The organism is Gelidibacter salicanalis, assembly GCF_016469035.1.
GTDB classification, from domain to species: Bacteria; Bacteroidota; Bacteroidia; order Flavobacteriales; family Flavobacteriaceae; genus Gelidibacter; species Gelidibacter salicanalis_A.
The window spans coordinates 26,176-41,710 of the sequence record NZ_JAEHJZ010000005.1 but is presented as its reverse complement, the minus strand read 5'-3'; the positions used below and the strand labels follow the sequence as shown (position 1 = coordinate 41,710).

Genomic DNA, 15,535 nt, shown 5'->3' with positions numbered 1-15,535 from the left:
GGTTTAACCTGAATTAAGCAATCGTTTTCGTTAATTAAATTTTAAAAGAGGGAAATAATGATCCATTTCTACTCTTTTCGAGACCGTTATGTCAGTTTAGAATTTGCAAAAGCAATTCGCTACTTTCCTTAAGGTTTGCTATCATTTTACTTTTTAAATGGAAAGAAAAAAAACAAACTGAATTCACTCCATAAATTTTCATAAATTTAACCGGAATTGAAATTAAATTAGACGGACGACACGTTAACTCTCCTGAACATCACAAAAGATTTTTTTAATGAACCTTAAATCCAACAGACTCTATAGAATCTCGTTTTGGCACCATATTATTTTTTGGTCTGTTTATTTTTTATTTAACACTTTTAGATGGGGAAGTTACTTTGATGATTACTTGTATTCTCTAAAAACAAACTTTCTCGGGTTTCCAATTCATATTACGTTATCTTACTTCAACATCTACTTTTTGATGCCCAAGTTTTTGTTCAAAAAGAAATATGTACCCTATGTGATCTTGATTTTGTCGGCCATCTTTTTAATGGTGCTCGCAAAATTTAATCTGACCTATTTTTTAATCAGCAATGAAGTGTGGCCCGAAGGCCCCAACCCCATCAATACCTTGACGCTCAATTATGTGATTGATATGATGATTGGGGAATTGTACGTGATTACGTTTGTGACGGCCATAAAAGTGACCTTAGATTTTGTGAAGGAGCACAAACGGGTTGCGGATCTTGAAAAGGCCCAATTAGAAACCGAATTATTGTTTTTAAAATCGCAAATCTCTCCACATTTTTTCTTTAATACACTTAATAATATCCATTCCCTAGCGCTAGAGAAATCAAATAAAACGCCCAAAATTATTTTGCGGCTTTCAGAGTTAATGCGCTACCTACTTTATGAGACAAAGTCTGAGCGACAGTCTTTACAAGATGAGATTCTCTGCACCCAAAATTATCTCGATCTGGAAAAAATTCGTCATGACGAGCGACTAAAGGTCAACATGTCTATTTCTGGAGACATACAAGATAAAACCATTGCCCCTATTTTATTGTTGACTTTTGTTGAAAATGCTTTTAAGCACGGTGTAAACAAAAATATTGGGGTAGTAAAGGTGGATATTGACTTTACTGTAACAGGCGATTTTCTTTATTTTACCATCACCAATCCATTGCCCGCCGAGCACATCATCCCAAACAAGTTTGATCAATCTAGCGGGATAGGTTTAGAAAACGTAAAAAAAAGATTAAGTTTAGGGTATGATAAGAATGATTATGAGCTGACCATTAAAAGTAATGCGCAAACCTTTACAATTCACCTTAAAATTAAGGTAACTCAGTAAAGTTTTACACCTGCTCATAATGGCGGCTATTTAAAAAATATGTTATGAAAATACAATGTTTAATTATTGATGATGAGCCTTTAGCAATTAATGTCATCAAAAATTATCTACAGAAAATTGAAGACATAGAATTGGTGAATACGTTCAACAATGCCATTGATGGTTTAAATTTTTTAAAGCACCATAAGGTAGATGTGATCTTCTTAGATATTGGCATGCCCATTTTGGACGGCATTAGTTTTATTAAAAGTCTAAAAGAACCACCCTTGATTATCATTACTTCAGCGTATACAGAATATGCAGTAGAAACCTATGCTCTAGATGTCATCGATTACCTGGTAAAACCAATCGAGTTTCCAAGATTCATGAATGCGCTAAACAAAGTTTACAGACGGTTAAACTTGAAGCAAGCGCCTTCAGATATCAGCCACTCGCGACCCTATATTTTCATTAAGATCGACAAGAAAAAGATGAAGAAAATATTTTTAGACGAAATTTTGGTTATTGAAAGCCAAAAAGACTACCTAAAAATCATCACTATCAACGGTCGGTTTATGATCCACAGTACCTTATCAGACTTCACCGACTTACTCCCCGCTTCCGACTTTATCAGAATTCATAGGTCCTATACTATATCGATCAGTAAAATTGACGCTGTTGAAGGCAATAGTATTGAAATTGATGGCATGAGATATAGTATTGGCCGCTCTTATATAGACGAAGTAAAAGCAAAGATTTTAAATTCTTCAATTTAAACGAATTAAGACGTATCATATCATTAGATAAAAAGCTCTGTGAATATTGGCTTCAATGCCTCTTAAAAAGAAAAGAAAGCACTTCTTCATCTCAAGCAAGGTGTATCAATTACAGAACACTGCGTGATACACGTACAAAGCTCCGCATTGCTAAGCCCCCGGATTAATTCAACCATCAAAACCAAATGTGCTTCACCTTTGGGTTCCATACTTTTAATTTAAAGATCCCGCTAAAAAGCGGGATTAGTTCAACCATCAAAACCCAATGCGCTGCGCTTTTGGGTTTTGGGTTTCACTAAAAAAAAAGGAGAACCATTACAGTTCTCCATTTTCGACTAACATAAAATAAAAATATACAGTTTCTTAATTCTGTTTTGCCCACCATAATGGTGTAAGTACAGCATCAGGACCTCCTAATACCTGAACAGCTTGTGAATAACCAACAGGTATGTTAGTCTCAAAAGATGATGGGTATTTTAATCGTTGTGGAAAAAACTCTACTTTATTAGTCATAACGTTACCTGCATTTAAAGCTGGCAATCCTGTCAATGGATTTTCAACCGCAGGGTTTTCAAAAAATGGCAAACCAAGCCTTCTATGATCACTCCAAGCTTCTAAAGGCAACCATGGTGTTTGCGCAATATACTTTTGCGTTATAATTTTACTTAAAAGGTCGTTTTTTACATTTCCACCTTCATAAATTGTGTTTTCTGGAAATTTATAGTTAAACGTCCCTGGTGTTTTTGTATAACCATCAATATATTCCATTGTTTTGGTAGCAGGAGGCTCAGTAGTATGTGTCCAACTAACTGATGTACCAGCATTATTATAATCTTGAGATGCTAAATAAGTTGCAAGATGATTCGATACCCCAAAAAAGGCAAAACTTTCACCAATACCTGTTTCATAAGCAGCTTGACCACTCATTGGTACGCTCCAACCTCTAACAGCTGCTTCTGCAATTAAAAAATGTGTTTCCCATGACGCAAAAAATACGCGATTATCTTTAGCATCTGTACCAAATCTGAAATGCTCTGCTATACGAGGTAAAGTAGCGCGATTAGGTAGCTGGTTTAATGAGCCAGGTACTCCTAAATCTCCAACAGGAAAAGCATTATAGGTAAAGGCCCCATCTATGGCAAGCAACACATTGCTGCTATTGGCGGGATTCAGTAAATTTCTTTCAGTTGAATTACCCACATTATAAAAATCAGAATTATCAAAATCGCCTGTAATAGGAAATGTTTTATAAGCTCTAGGATCAATTGTATTTGGAAGACCATCAAGCCAAAAGCCTGTTGTTGGGTCGTTAGTAAGTTTGCTATAATGCTTCTCAAATTTAAGCCCCATATAGTTAGCGGGTTTGATATTGGCGTGTTGATTCATTGGTATTTGTGCCGCTGATGTTACACCTCCTAAACCTAATGCTAAATTTCTATATGTGGCAGAAATATAATGACTACTGTATCCCCTTGACATAACGCCTGAATAGTCATTCCAACCATCTAGTTGGTGTACTGTAAAATTGTCTGTTGCTGCACTTATAAATAATCCACTACTTGCAGCATCTTCAAATTCCTGTTGTGCTTTGGCAGGATCAATTTCAGATAAGCGCATTGCCAAACGCATTCTTAAAGAATTACCATACATTTTCCATTGTGAATAATTAAACCCATAAGCTTGATCAAATTTTGCATCCGGTTGAGCAGTAATATTGTCATCCAATAAACTAACCGCCTCATCTAATTCAGCAAGCATATAATAGTAAACATCCTTTACACTACTATACTCTGGATTTACTCCTTTAAAACCATTGACGGGAACAGGACCAAAATTATCTGACATTTCGCTCATAATATAAGCGCGCCAGATTCTTGAAATTTGCAATAAGTTATTTGTATATTCTTTAACATTACCTGAAGCAATTTTTTCTTCGGCAACAGAAACGGCGGTATTTATGTTTCTTAACCATTTAGACACATAATCTTGAAAATAGTCATTTGACCATCCATCATTATAATCTCCTACAGACAAAGTACCTACTCTGTTCATATTTGATGCATCTAACCAATATAAGAAAAACACACGTTCTGCTATGTGTGGATTCATTTGAGCACCACCAATTGAAGCATTTATGAGGTATTCAACTTGTACTTGGTCTGCATTTGCAGCCAAGGGGTCTGTATTTATTTCTTCAAAGTCGGAGCATTGAGAGAATAATAAAACGATGCTAAGTAACCCTAGCTTTATTATTATTTTTTTCATAATCAATTATTTTAAATATTAAAAATTAACTACTAAATTTAAAAAAACACTTCTTGTTGATGGAGATGATAAACTCTCAAAACCAGTAGCGTTAGTTCCCGTAGAGTAAACAGATTCTGGATCAATACCATTCAAATGACTAGAAATCATCCAAACATTATTTGCTGAAATACCAAGCTTTAAATTTTGAATTGGTAAATTTTTTAACGTCTTGGTTGGAAAATTATAGTTCAAACTTACATTTCTCAATCTCACATTTGTGGCATCATAAATATTAGCTTCATTAATTCCTAAATTACCTGTTCTTCCTGTAATTGCCTCCCAATATTGTTGCGGTGAAACTGCTACAGTATTTGGTGTAAAGCCACCATTCCCATCACTAACAACGCCATCTACTACAATATCTTCTCTTTGTCCGTTAATAACTGTCACAGCTGCATTACCAGATTCTTGTAATACGAGGTTTGTCCCAGAAAAAATCTCCCCACCAATACGTGCATCTATTAAGAAACCAAGAGTAAAGTTTTTATAAGAAAATGTATTTGTAATACCCAACAAAGCATCTGCCTGCTGATCTCCTAATTTAAACTTATCAGTATCACTAACAAAAAGTCCATCACCATCTAAGACAATTTTTCCAAAATGAGGACTATTGCTGTCTTCCACTCTCACATATTTGGTACCTCTAATCTCTCCATAAGTTCCTCCAACTACTCCTATAACAGATAAATTGTCAAAACCACCTAAACCAAACTGGACCACATCTTGGTCAAGTGCTTCAATGGTGTTTTTATTATTAGAAAAATTAACACTCATATTCCAATTAAAATCATCGGATCTAATAATATCAGCATTAATCCCAAGCTCTATCCCCGTATTTTGTACATCACCCGCATTAATTTTCCGACCATTAAATCCACTAAAAGGATCTAATGCAAGGTCAAGTATTTGATTTGTAGCATTAGACTTATACCAAGTAAAATCTAAAGCAACACGATTATTAAACATGCGGGTTTCAAAACCAAACTCCAATGATTTAATTAACTCACTTTTAATATCTGGATTAAGCAAAGTATTATTAGTGCCCGCTGTTGTGTTTCCGTTTGCATCGCTCCCTATCCCAAAAGAATTGTACAACTGATAAGCATCTAAATCATTTCCTACGGTTGCATAGGATGCTCTAACTTTTCCAAAATCAAACCAACTTGGCGTCTCTCCTCCAGTTTTTCTTATCATATCTGAAATAACCAAAGAACCACTTACTGAAGGATAGAAAAAAGATCTATTTGCCTTACTTAATGCCGAGGACCAATCGTTTCTCGCGGTAACATCAACAAATAAGTACCCATCATAGTTTAATTGAAACAAACCATATAAAGAATTAATCTTCTTTTCACTAAACCCTTGACCAACTGAAGCTGAATTTTGTCCGTTATTCAAACTAAACAAATCAGGAACTTCTAACTCTCCAGAATTAGAATTTAACCCGCTAGAGTTTTGTGACATTAAATTACCTCCAAGCGTTACAGAACCTCCAAATTTACCAAAAAGGTTATCTTTAGATGCCACAATTAAGGTGCTATAATTCCGCTCTATAAACGTGTTTTTTGACAAACTGTAACGTCCATTGTTTGAAAGTGGGCTTCCTGCATACTGCTTCGATTCTCCATTGGTGGTATATAAATCGGCTCCTGCATTAACCTCAGCTCTTAACCAATCCGTAAATTCATACTTCAAAGATCCATTTAACAAAAATCGATCACGAGAATCTTCATTCAAGTTAAACTTTTCAGCCCAATAAGGGTTTACTGTGCTAGCATCTTCTTGATACCAGATATGGTTACCAAATTCATCTCTTCCTTCACTAAAATCTCTAATATCAATTGATCTAGGCAACTGTGCAATAGTACCGTAAGCGTTTCTAATATTGCTTCCTGCTAAAGGTCGATTTCTAGCAATTGTATTGGCATATTGTACTTTAGCATCAATCGTCCATTTCTTATCTTCTCCAAATTTAGAAACACCTCTTGTAAGTACATTTAATCTTTCTAATTCTGCACCAGGGATATTACTTTTATCACTAGTGTTGCTTATAGAAGTGTAAAATGAAGATCCTTCTCCCACTTGCTGTTGAAAGGATACTGCATGTGTTTGACTAAACCCATTATTGTAAAAATTACCAATATTGTCATAAGGTTTTAAGACAACGCTGTTTCCACTATAATCTATTTCCGATTGTCCGTCCATTCTTGGACCCCAGCTTGTACCAGATTGAGGGTCATATATACCATTACTTCCTTGAGCAAAGTTGTTTTGTAAATCAGGTGTCATGAAAATAGATTCAAAGCCAGTAGTTGAAGAATATGAAATCCCCAATCCTTTTTTCCCTTTACCTGTTTTAGTTGTTATCAAAATAACACCGTTACCAGCACGCGATCCATATAATGCAGCAGCAGAAGCTCCTTTTAATACAGATAAACTCTCGATATCTTCAGAGTTTAAATCTCCCAAACCATTACCTAAATCTGAGGATGGATTGAAAAAATCATTGTTAGAAGCTCCAGTAAAATTATCCATTGGCACACCATCAACAACAATTAATGGTTGGTTGTCTCCAGTAAGAGAACTGTTTCCTCTTAAAACAATTTTTGATGATCCAGCAGGACCATTACTTCCCTTAATAATTTGCACACCGGCTATTTTTCCAGATAATGCGTTTACCACGTTAGGTTCTCTTGTATCTGTTAAAGTTTCTCCTTTAACTTCTTGCACAGAATATCCTAAAGATTTACGTTCTCTTTTAATACCGAGGGCGGTTACCACCACTTCGTCCAATTTACTCACATCTTCAATGAGAGAAACATTAATGGTGCTATTTCCATTAACGGCAATTTCCTGTGTTGTAAACCCCACATAAGAAAATTGCAAGATGCTTTCAGTATCTGATACTTCAATACTGTAATTACCATCAAAATCTGTTGTAACCCCTTTACTCGTGCCTTTAACAACAACACTTACTCCCGGAAGTCCCAAACTGCTCGCAGCATCAACAACAACTCCTTTTACAGTTGTTTGTGCTTGCATACCATAAGTGCATAGAATGCCTAACACAAACAGTAAATTAAGTACCTTTTTTGTCATAATATTATTTAAGTTTAATTTAACAGTTTAAATGAATGCAAAATATCAGACACTAGTAAATTTTTTCGACTAATGACGTTTCTAGTGAGGAGTTGGTAGGATAATCTCGATTTTAGCGCATTATTAATATACAACTAAAACAGCATAATAATTATGATAGTCTCATAAATTTCTTCTTACAACTATCAATTTAACAGCTTAAATCTATTTTATCGTTGAAGTGAACCCTACGGCACCGATTCCTGTTCTGGCATCTACAAGCCACGGTCCGCGATATGGAATTGATGTTTCTGGGTAAGTGTCACCTAAAATATAGGTAAGAACAGCACCTTTTTTAAGGCGTTTCCCCTTAAAGGTTATTCGAAGCTTTTTAGGGTTTTTAGAATCGACTTTCAACTCAGAAATTGAAGTGATTTTTTTAGAATTGACAGCGAACAATTGATCTTTTACAGTATACACAATACCATCTATTTTTAAGTCTGGCTGAATGGCAATAGGTTTGTCAAATTCGATACTCAGGGACTTAGACGTCTCCCTTTTTACACTAATAACTTGTGGTGCTTGAAAATCTACACTGCCATTATAAAAGTCATACAGAGCCATATGTGAAATCCAATCGGCCAACACCTCATACCCGAGGGCGTGGTAATGACAGCCATCAGATAAAAAATAGTTACCATCAAATAATGGATTGGTAGGAAACCCATGACGCGTTATGATGTTGACTTGAGAATGCTGTTCAGCAAATTGCCGTTGCGCTTCTCTCACGGTTTGATGGCCGCTTGATGCGCTGCAACCAGGTGGGGTCTGTACCAGGTAAAATTTTTCAAATGTATACTCTGAGTTGAGATCATGATACAGTTGCGTAAGCGCAGTTTTATACTCTAAAACAGAATCGCCCGCATTGCTTTCTCCTTGATTCCAAATAAATGCTTTGATATGCTGTTTTAATCCCGACGCTTCTAATCTGTGATATAATCGACCGTAAGGTGTATCTAAATTAAAGTTTTTTTTTGATAGAATGCAATGGCGCCTCCACCTCCCGCACCGTTGATGATCGCGATGGGCACATCTTGAGATGTTACTAAATTAAGACCAATGTTCATCCCTAACACACCTACCATGCCCTTGCCTACGCGTTCCGCTTTACCAACCATATCAGGTGCTTTGCCACTGGCTATATACCAATCTGTATTTCCAGCTTCAGGATAGATGGCTGGACTATTGTACACATGCATGGCGCCAATGGTACGCACCCATTGTACATTTGAAGACATATGCTCTTTATTATACGCATTGTCATAATCTATGGCCCAAGCATTAGATTGTCCGCTTAACACATACACATCACCCGCGGTGACATGTGTGGCCCTTTTAATAAGATATACTTCTTCCTTTTTACGTTTAGCGAAAAGTTCAATAGTATAATTGTGTTTTAAAGCCTCAATAGTTAAAAGGATAGAAAAAGCACCATTTGCAGCGACTGAATGGCTTGTGATAACGCCTTTGTCACGATGCACTCTTACAAGTACACTATCCACAGTGCTATCAGCTATTCCTGAAACAGCAACCGTTGCCCTATTAGCTGTATCTCTTGCGTATAACTGATTCTCCTTCGGGAATTCGGTTACGGAAACCTTTGGCTCCGTATTAAAAACCGCTCTAAACTTTAAATCGTTTACCTCTTTAACAGCACCATTTTCTAGATGAATTGGCACACAGGTAAACATCCATTTCCATGAATTCTTATCTTGCGGAATTTTCAACAGCACTTTATTCCAGCCTTTTTTGAGGGCAATTTTGGTTGGTGCTCTATAAAAATAATCTTCGTCTATAAATGGGATTTCGTCCGTTCGAGTACCTAAATTTGGCTGCTTCCACACGGGCGGCGCTATTTCTGTTCCATTCACCCAAATCTTAGGATTGGTGGTATGCCACTGCCCCTGATCAGGAAATGGACCAACACGTCTTCCGCCTGAACGTGACCAGCCTTGAAAACCTATCCAAAAATCTTGTACCCGATCATCTGGCGAATAAATTTCAGTATAGGCATAATAGGTTCCTGTTCGTTCGGTGGTTACCGCTGGGAAGCCAAAGAAATGTTTAAAGTGTGTAGTACCACCTACAATAGGTTGAGACCATGTATAATCTTTCCCGTCTACTTTATAGGAAGCAGTCAACGAGTCTTCAACCGGGAAACGCAAGTTAACATCGCCATGTGTTTCAAATGGCCCAATCACATTCCATTCCAAATTAGTTTGCTTTACATATTGAAATTCCTTGCCTTTAAAAAAAAAAAAGCGGTGGGCAATGACTTTGTCTTCAAACGCTTTGAATTCCTCCAATTCCTTTGAACCGACTGGTGGAAATTTCGCCCAATACTCCAGCTTATTTTCCGCGCGTCCTTTCCATATCGCATCGGCATAAAAAACCATGGATGGGTAGATTGGGTTTTGAATTAAAATGTCGCGCTCCTTAGCCACATTATTGTCTGGCCATGCTGCTAAAATGCCGCCCAAGGCTAAAGAATCGCCTTGTGGTTGACGTGCAGGCTGTTGGAAAAACAATCGCGACATTCCCGCAAAAGGATCCAAATGATTGATGTAATTGGCGCGCGAATCTATAAAACGATGCCCTTTACGTGGCGTATGCTGCGCCCATAGCTGATTGATGGAAGTGGAATCTTCTTCAATTTCAATGCCTTCCTTCCAAACAATGAGTTCCCTATTTTTAGATTTCACACGGTCCATGATGGTTTTGACAAACCCGTCTGGAACATATTCTTCTTTGTTTCTCACTTCATCCGTACCAATGTGAATATAAGGCATCTCCTCAGCGCTTGCCAAGTCCATCAATTCATCAAATAAGTCTAGTAAAGTTGGAAGTGCACGTTCATCTTTCATGTTTTCAAAACCCATCGCATTTCTAAAAGCACGCGAATGCCCTGGAATATCAAATTCCGGTATTACGGTAATATGCCGTGCTTTACAAAAGGCTAAGATTTCTTTAAAATCGTCTTGGGTGTAAAACTTCCCTTTCCCTCGAGAAGTGGCGTCTTCGTTTTGTAACTGCGGATACAACTTACTCTCAAGTCGCCATCCTGGATCGTCCGTTAAATGCCAATGGAAAACATTGTATTTGTATTGGGACAAGACTTCCAACTGCTCCTTTAATTGGGCAACCGATTGAAAATTTCTACCCGTATCGTGCATAAACCCTCTGACTTTAAACGCAGGCCAATCGGTGAGTTGCAGTTGTGGGCTGACACCAAAATCGCCTTGCTGTCTGAACACTTGTTGAAGGGTTTTTAGAGCATAATACGCACCTTTTTCAGTGCTGGCCCAGATTTTAATTTCAGAATCGATTTGTATTTTATAGGCTTCTTCAGCATTATGAACCGGAATATGCTCCTGGATCATGTGAATTTTTAACCCGTCTGGCGCTTCTGAAACACCATTGTTTTTAAAAAACGATTTTAATTGATTGGACTCATTTATAAAATCAGTTTTTACGATTTGAAACGCTTTAAAGGTCACTTCACTTTTCCCGTATTGGATATCTTGAGGCGTTGGGATGATTGGATATTTCTTCTCTAAAACACGGTTTTGAGTAGCATCAGCAAACATGCTGGAAAACATGGACAGGCTTATGGCTATAACGACAATTGCAACTTTAGGTATTCTCATAAAAATTGGTAGTGTTTTCATTTTTTATTTAATTAGTACTATTTGAAAATGTGGATGCTGGCAATCCCGCACTATTGACTAAATTCCCTTCCGAAAAGGAGGTATACCCATAGTTTACAAATCGAGGATTTTCAATTTCCGGAGACCATGCTTGCAAAATGTCATTCACTATTTTGGTCTGTGCGGGAACAAATTTTTTGTCCGGTCCGGCAATATAAATATCATTTACACAAGTGTTTTCCAGAGTTTTCAGGCCTTGTCCGTGTTTAAAATGGATTTCCAACCTATTCTTATTGACATTTATATAATCTAAAAGTGGTCCAGAGAAAGGAATTTCGACATCATAAGTGTTATGAAGTGCAATTCTCGAAAGGCGCTCTCCTACAACCCATTTCTGTTTTGGATGCACATCGGATGCATGGCCCACGTCCAAACTGACCGCCATGCCTGTGTTAGGAATTTCCAATAATCGGCGTTGGGAATCTCTAAATAGACCCCAATTTGGCCTATTGATACTGCTCAACTGCACGTAATAAAATGTCAACTCTGGTGTTTTGAAATGGTTACGCCAATCGTCTACCAACAGTTTTAATAGTTTTGAATGTAACTTGACATGCTCGGTATTCGATTCGCCTTGATACCAAATTACACCTTTGATCCTGTAGTCTCTGATGGGCATAATGCCTGCATCAAAGAGCATTGTTGGGTGATAGGGATGTCTGGCCCTAATCCCACTCTTAGAATCACCTTTCATATTTAAGGCTGCCCGCTCCGCAACCCAAGTATCTACTTTTGGATGTAAATGGGTATCATTTAACAGATTCACAGTTTCAGGATGTTGTTCCATTGCCTCCCTACTGATCCAACTTTGAATGGGCGCCCCACCCACAGCATTGCAAATAATCCCGACAGGAATCCCCAATTTCTTTTGAAGTCTATAGGCGAATGCATAGGCTACTGCCGAAAAATTGTCGAGGTTTTTGGTTGTAGACGCGGTCCATCCTGAGTTCTTAAAATACGCATTGGCATTGCAATCTTTAAGCTCGGCTTCCGTATAAGGTTTCTCAGACAACACTTTTCCGTCCATGGAGAATAAGAACACTTGCGGATTAAGGGAGTCTTTTAAAACGGTCGCCGCATTGTCCATATCACGGACTTTAAAATCCATATTAGACTGCCCAGAAGCCAACCACACTTCTCCTATATTAACCGATTTAATTTCAACAGATGTTTTAGCCGTTGCAAATTTTAAGGCAAAAGGGCCGCCTGCTGGCATTGGAGGAAAATTGACCTGCCATTTGCCATGCACATCAGCTTTTGTTGTTTTCGTGACGTTGTTAAATCGAACAGTAATAGTTTCATCCGTATTGGCTGTACCATTAAAACTCATGGGTTCATTACGTTGCAATACCATGTTTTCACCATAGATCACAGGGAGTTTTAATCCCCCATAATTGCCAGTAATGGCACTAAACACTTTTTGGGCAATTATTGCCGCACCTTCCTTAGTTGGATGCAAATTATCAGGGAAATATTCAGGAAAACGGTAGAGCGGTTCGTGCAAATCGACGACTTGAACTTCTGCTTTTTCGGCAATGCCTTTTATTGTCGTCTGGATTTCCTTAAAACTTTCGCGCATGCCTTCTTCAAACCAATGGTGCCCAGAAAAGGTTGGCGTCATTTTGCAAATCAAAACTTCAGGCTTCGATGGCAGATTTTTATAGAGCGCAATCATCTCCAAATAATCCTGTTCAAATTCGGCGTGGTGATCTGGCCAATTATTATTGCCTTGATCATTCAGTCCTAAATGAATGATGACAATGTTAGGCGCAAAATCTTGTGATTGCTTAAATTCGGCTGTCTTCCAATACGGCTTATGACCATTTTTAAGTAGGGTTGCCCCTGAAAACCCAAAATTGCCAACTTCGTAATTTGCGCCTAAACGCTCTTGCAGTTGTTGCGGATAGGCGTTTTCTTCACGATCCTCAATCCCCGCGCCATAGGTCACACTATCGCCCACACAGGCAACTTTTATAGTTTGGGAATTTAATAATAAAGAAAAACACAACATCAAAGTCATTAAAATTATCCGGCAGTTATTTGAGGAATTTTTCATCTTGAATTTTTTAAATAGATCCTACAATCCAAAGTACAACATATGGCGAAATAAGTGTGGTCAGAATCCCATTAACACACATGGCCAATCCGCTATAAGCACCAGGTAAGGGTCCAATCTCAATGGCGCGCGCTGTACCGATACCATGTGCTGCCGTTCCGAGTGCCGTTCCTACAGCAGTCTGGCTCTGGATGCCCACTAATTTCAAAAACCCCGATCCAAAGGCATTTCCAAAAACTCCTACCGCAATCACAACGCCTGCCGTTAAGGACGGAATACCTTCAGTGATTTTGGTGATTTCAATCGCGATTGGCGTGGTGACCGACATGGACACTAGTGATCTAATTATGACATCCGGCGCGTTCATCACAATTGAAATCAAGGAGACCGAAGCAATACTGATCAAACCGCCACAACCTACGGCCAGTAAAAAGGGATATATGTTGTGCCTGATCAACTGGTACTTTTCATAAAAGAGGACACCAAGCGCTACAATTGCCGGTCCTAGAAAAAAACTCAAATATTTACCGCCTTTGTTATAGTCCTCAAAACGGATATCAAAAACCACCAAAAACAAAATAATGAGTGTTATGGCTATTAAGACAGGATTAAATAGAACGAATTTTATGTTGTTCCGTAAAGCTCGCGCAGCAAAAAAAACGACAACAGTTAGGAGGATACCAAAAATGGGAAGCTGATAGAAGTCAATCATGTTTTTCCAGTTTTTGTTGTACGAGCGCTGTAATGTAAAGGGTGAGCAGCGTTGTAACAACTGCAATAACAGAAAGAACCATCCAATACGAGCTTATAAAATCAAAATAAGACATGAGTCCCACACCGTAAGGCACATAAAACAACACCATATACTTCAATAACTGGTCTGAAGCAGGTTTTACGTCTTTGAGATGGATCAGCTTTAATTTTAAAGCGCTGAAAATTAAAATCATCCCCAAGATATTCCCAGGAATTGGAACATCAGTAACGTAGCTGATCAACTCTCCTATTCCGAGGAATAAAAAAATCCAAAGGAACGCTTTGAGCATTCGTAACCGACTACTTAGTGGATTCATTAATTTTCAGCGCTGTAAGAACTAAGATTATTTTTTCTTAGGTTTTTGATAGGTATCCTTACCATCAGTCAACCAATTTAGTGAAAAACTCACAAATGGGTTCTTGGTATAGCCGTCTTGCTCAAAAAACAATCCGATATCGCCATTTTCAAGAATGGTCATATCTGAATAGGCAGAAGGACCTTCGTAAATTGTTTTGCCCTCAGTCCACGTTTTACCTTCGTCATAACTTACACGAACGGTCATATTTACACGGCCTTTTTCAGACTTCGCATTAGAAAAAAGCAATCTATTCTTTTTATACCCATCTTCAATTGCTGTATAACGAATGATGCTGGCATTACAACCCGGATCAACCAACTCAGGCGCAGGAACGGTAGTCCATGATTTGCCTTCGTCTTTAGACGTGTGCACATAACGTAAGCCTTCACCATTAACACGAGCGTTGATCATTAAGGTGCCATCAACAAGCTCAATGACCTTAGATTCGTCGGCAGGTTGAATTGGTGTGTCTATAAAATACCACGTTTTACCATGGTCATCACTACCAAATAAATGCAAGCCACTGTTTAAATTCACCATGGTATGTAGTAATTTACCAGAGCGGGTTTGAATACCTCTACCAGAAGTGATGAATTTAAAATCTTCGTGCCATTCTGGTTTGGCTATTTGAGAGGTAATATCTACGGGTTCACTCCAAGTTTTACCATCGTCAGAACTTTTTACATAATGTAGGTAATAGATGTCTTTTTCAGTATCTAAATTCATGTAATTATAAAACATAAAAATATCATTGGTCACATGGTCTACAATCAATGACGGATCTGACGCCGATTGTCCGAAAGGAAAATCTACAGCCGTTTCAATGTCTGACCATGTTTTTCCATTATCAGCACTACGTCTGACAATAATATTAATATCTTTACTCCATTTCAAATCGCCACAGCCCGGTACACGCTCATCAATAGCAGCAATGACATCGCCATTTGGAGCGGTAATAATAGCCGGGATACGGTAACATTCCACGCCTTCAGTCATTGAAGTGTTGAACAAATCTTGAAAGACGGGCGCTCCATCAGTAGTGCTCGTATTTTGGGTTTTGACCCCGCAATTAAAAAGGAATACTGGAATCAGTAATGCAATTAGTTTTCTCATGGTTAAAA

The 15,535-nt window shown here is 38.0% G+C and carries 10 protein-coding genes; 2 read left to right on the top strand and 8 right to left on the bottom strand.

Annotated features, from left to right (window positions below; genetic code table 11):
- The first annotated feature begins 277 nt into the window (after positions 1–277).
- Complete coding sequence (locus JEM65_RS03920) at positions 278–1,339, top strand: sensor histidine kinase (protein ID WP_199597268.1); 1,062 nt, start codon at positions 278–280, stop codon at positions 1,337–1,339.
- A 44-nt stretch (positions 1,340–1,383) separates the two neighbouring features.
- The gene (locus JEM65_RS03915; protein ID WP_199597267.1) at positions 1,384–2,094 is read left to right on the top strand and encodes a LytR/AlgR family response regulator transcription factor; all 711 of its coding nucleotides are present in this window, start codon (positions 1,384–1,386) and stop codon (positions 2,092–2,094) included.
- A gap of 363 nt (positions 2,095–2,457) precedes the next feature.
- Here the strand turns inward: JEM65_RS03915 and JEM65_RS03910 are convergent, their stop codons facing one another.
- From JEM65_RS03910 to JEM65_RS03875, 8 genes are all read right to left on the bottom strand, one after another.
- On the bottom strand, positions 2,458–4,359 hold the full coding sequence (locus tag JEM65_RS03910) for a SusD/RagB family nutrient-binding outer membrane lipoprotein (RefSeq protein WP_199597266.1): 1,902 nt from the start codon (positions 4,357–4,359) through the stop codon (positions 2,458–2,460).
- 18 nt (positions 4,360–4,377) lie between these two features.
- On the bottom strand, positions 4,378–7,500 hold the full coding sequence (locus JEM65_RS03905; protein WP_199597265.1) for a SusC/RagA family TonB-linked outer membrane protein: 3,123 nt from the start codon (positions 7,498–7,500) through the stop codon (positions 4,378–4,380).
- A gap of 204 nt (positions 7,501–7,704) precedes the next feature.
- Complete coding sequence (locus JEM65_RS03900; protein WP_307810541.1) at positions 7,705–8,523, bottom strand: sialate O-acetylesterase; 819 nt, start codon at positions 8,521–8,523, stop codon at positions 7,705–7,707.
- Complete coding sequence (locus JEM65_RS03895) at positions 8,496–11,207, bottom strand: family 20 glycosylhydrolase (RefSeq protein ID WP_199597264.1); 2,712 nt, start codon at positions 11,205–11,207, stop codon at positions 8,496–8,498. Before JEM65_RS03895 ends, JEM65_RS03900 begins: the two co-directional genes overlap by 28 nt.
- A gap of 7 nt (positions 11,208–11,214) precedes the next feature.
- A complete protein-coding gene (locus tag JEM65_RS03890; protein ID WP_199597263.1) occupies positions 11,215–13,302 on the bottom strand; it encodes a GDSL-type esterase/lipase family protein in 2,088 nt (695 codons plus the stop codon).
- A gap of 10 nt (positions 13,303–13,312) precedes the next feature.
- Positions 13,313–14,014: an LrgB family protein gene (locus JEM65_RS03885; RefSeq protein WP_199597262.1), complete on the bottom strand. Its 702-nt coding sequence runs from the start codon at positions 14,012–14,014 to the stop codon at positions 13,313–13,315.
- On the bottom strand, positions 14,007–14,372 hold the full coding sequence (locus JEM65_RS03880; protein WP_233530514.1) for a CidA/LrgA family protein: 366 nt from the start codon (positions 14,370–14,372) through the stop codon (positions 14,007–14,009). Before JEM65_RS03880 ends, JEM65_RS03885 begins: the two co-directional genes overlap by 8 nt.
- 27 nt (positions 14,373–14,399) lie before the next feature.
- Entirely contained in the window at positions 14,400–15,527 is a 1,128-nt protein-coding gene (locus JEM65_RS03875; RefSeq protein ID WP_199597261.1) for a sialidase family protein, read from the bottom strand.
- Positions 15,528–15,535 lie beyond the last annotated feature (8 nt).